Source organism: uncultured Cyclobacterium sp. (genome assembly GCF_963976465.1).
GTDB lineage: Bacteria > Bacteroidota > Bacteroidia > Cytophagales > Cyclobacteriaceae > Cyclobacterium.
The window spans coordinates 1-3,129 of the sequence record NZ_CAXBOC010000590.1; the positions used below are offsets into that span (position 1 = coordinate 1).

General features: G+C 41.5%; 2 protein-coding genes. Both read left to right on the plus strand.

The window, feature by feature from the left end; genetic code table 11:
- The first annotated feature begins 152 nt into the window (after positions 1-152).
- Entirely contained in the window at positions 153-2,561 is a 2,409-nt protein-coding gene (locus AAC037_RS22605; RefSeq protein WP_339905811.1) for a PSD1 and planctomycete cytochrome C domain-containing protein, read from the plus strand.
- Positions 2,562-2,564: 3 nt separating this feature from the next.
- On the plus strand, positions 2,565-3,129 hold a 565-nt coding region (locus tag AAC037_RS22610), incomplete at its 3' end, for a DUF1501 domain-containing protein (RefSeq protein ID WP_339905812.1).

Below are 3,129 nucleotides of genomic sequence, written 5' to 3' on the forward strand. Positions count from 1 at the left end.
TAGCATATAAAAGAGGTGAGATTTATTTGTTGGAGTCCTATTGGAAGATGCGTATCCCCAGTTGGTTGAAAGAATTATCCACATGTACTTTAATTGCTTGGGCTCAGAAGTAATGGTTTTGCTTTTACGGGGTAAATAGCTATTTTACCAATATGAATTTTGGTAAAGGAGTTAAAATATTCTGGATTTCGCCCATTTCAGTTGGGGTAATTTGCATGGTGCTGATCCTTGGATGTAAAGAAAGCGGGAGCCAAAATGTTTTGGAATTTCCTGACCAAATCAGTTATAACCTCCATGTCAGACCAATCTTATCAGAAAACTGCTTCACCTGTCATGGCCCTGATGCCAATAAAAGGGAAGCAGGGCTTCGATTAGATATTGCTTCAGAAGCGTATGCAGCTTTAAAAGAAAGTCCCGGAAAACATGCCATTATTCCAGGTTCTTCTGCAGAATCTTTGGCATTTAGCAGAATAATTTCATCAGACCCGGAAGAGAAAATGCCTCCTCCAACCTCCAATTTGAAACTAAGTGATCAGCAGATCAAATTAATCGAAAAATGGATAGATGGGGGAGCGGTTTATGAGCCTCACTGGGCCTTTGTTTCTCCCCAAAAAGCCCCTCTTCCGAAAGTGAAAAATGAGGATTGGGCACAGAATGAAATAGATTACTTTGTATTAAGCAAGATGGAGGAGGTAGGATTGGATCCTTCCGTAATGTCGGATGACTTAACCCTCTTGAGAAGGCTTTATTTTGATTTAACTGGCTTGCCGCCAAGTCCTGAAGAATTGGATGATTTGGAAGAAAATGGCATGGTGCCGGAAGCTGTAATAGACCAATTGTTTCAGTCAGCGGCTTATGGAGAGAAAATGGCCGTTGCCTGGATGGATGTTTCTCGTTATGCCGATAGCCATGGTTACCAAGATGATTATTACAGAACGCAATGGCCGTGGCGGGATTGGGTCATCCATGCATATAACAAAAACATGCCCTATGATCAATTCATAACATGGCAGCTGGCAGGGGATTTGATTCCCAATGCAGGCAAGGAGCAGTTATTGGCCACAGGTTTTAACCGCAACCATAAAATTACAGAGGAGTCCGGTGCCATCGACGAAGAGTACCGCGTAATGTATGCGATAGACCGAACGAACACCTTAGGTAAAGCCATTCTCGGGGTTACTCTGGAATGTGCACAGTGTCACGATCATAAATACGACCCCATTTCTCAAAAAGAATATTTTCAGACCTATGCATTTTTTAATAATGTTGCTGAATGGGGGATAGAGGAAAAAAAACCTGGTTTCTCCAAGAAAAGCCCGGCAAAATACCCTTTAATGGAAATCAGTGATAAAGATGTCGAAGAATTGCTGCAATTTATTAATATGCCCGATAGTGCTTCTCGCGTAAATAGGTTGATGACAGGAATGACCAAAGGAGCCAATTACAATTCTTTACTTGATGAAGCCAAAGTGCTGAAGGTTGCAGTAATGGGAGAACCGGACAGTATCCGAAATACTTATATTTTGGAGAGAGGTGCCTATGATGCTCACGGAGAAAAAGTTGAACCCGGGCTCCCGGCTTCTATTCTTCCTTTTCCTGATAGTCTTCCAAAAAACAGGTTAGGATTATCGAAATGGCTCTTTGATGAGGGTAACCCATTGACTGCAAGGGTTTTTGTAAACAGAGTTTGGCAAGAAATTTTTGGTGTAGGAATCGTGGATACTCCCGGAGATTTTGGTTTGCAAGGTAATTTACCTACCAACCAGGAATTACTTGATTGGCTGGCTGTTGACTTTATAGCACATGGCTGGGATATACAGTATCTATTAAAGAAGATCATGCTTTCCTCTACTTACCAACAATCTTCAATGGTCAAAAAGCAGCATTTAACACTTGATCCGGAAAATAAGTATTTGGCCAGATTTCCAAGGCGCCGACTAAAAGCAGAGGAGATAAGGGATTTAATATTGGCCAGCAGTGGGCTATTGAATAAAGAAATTGGAGGGCCTTCTGTAAAAACCTACCAACCTGAAGGCCTTTGGGAGGCAGCCACCTCGGGTAGAGGTAATCTATCCAAGTTTCAATTGGATACCGGAAAGTACCTATATAGAAGGGGGTTGTATACTTTTATAAAGAGAACTGTCCCGCCTCCCAATATGATATTATTTGATGCCAGTAACAGGGATGCCTGTGAGGTGGAAAGGTTGAAAACCAGTACCCCTTTACAGGCTTTGGTCATGATGAATGACCCTGTGGTATTGGAGGCTTCCAGGGTGTTTGCCTCCAGATTATTAAAAAGGGATCCAAAACCTGAAAGAGGAATAGCCTATGCTTTCTATAGTATTATTGGCAGAAAACCTGATGAGAAAGAACGCGAGATTTTGAGCAATCATTTGACAAGCTTTTTGGGAGAGTATAGTGATGATAAAGAAAAAGCCAAAAAGATAGTAGATGTAGGAAAATTTCCTTTAATGGATGATATACCTGTAGAAAAACATGCCGCTTTGGCACAGGTAATCACGCTTATTTATAATTTGGAAGCCAGCATTACGAAAGCTTAAATTATGGAAAAAGAAATATTGGATCATGGGTTGAACCTTAATAGAAGGCATTTTCTTTCCAAGCTAAGCTTGGGTTTGGGAAGTGCAGCTTTAGGCTCTCTTTTAATCCCGGATTTATTCAGGGGCAATAATTTGGGGGGAATTGATGACTTGAGTAAAGGATTGCCCCATTTTGCTCCTAAAGCCAAAAGAGTGATATATTTGTTCCAAAATGGCGCCCCATCTCAATTAGAATCGTTTGACTTTAAACCCAAGCTTCGAGATTTATGGGGGCAGGAGTTGCCGGAATCTATTAGACAAGGACAAAGGCTAACAGGAATGACTGCCAGCCAAAGTAGTTTTCCAATGGTTGGCTCATTTTGTGATTTTCAGCAATACGGTCAAGCCAGGGCTTGGATAAGTTCCTTATTCCCACATACAGCAAAGATTGTAGATGACATTTGCATCATAAAATCCATTCACACTGAAGCCATCAATCATGATCCAGCCTTAACATTTTTCCAAACCGGAGCCCAGCAAGGAAACCGTCCTAGTATGGGGGCTTGGTTAAGTTATGGTCTTGGTAGTG

Excerpts from the sequence above, each read along its gene's own strand:
- AAC037_RS22605 (WP_339905811.1), top strand. The coding sequence starts at position 153 with ATGAATTTTGGTAAAGGAGTTAAAATATTCTGGATTTCGCCCATTTCA.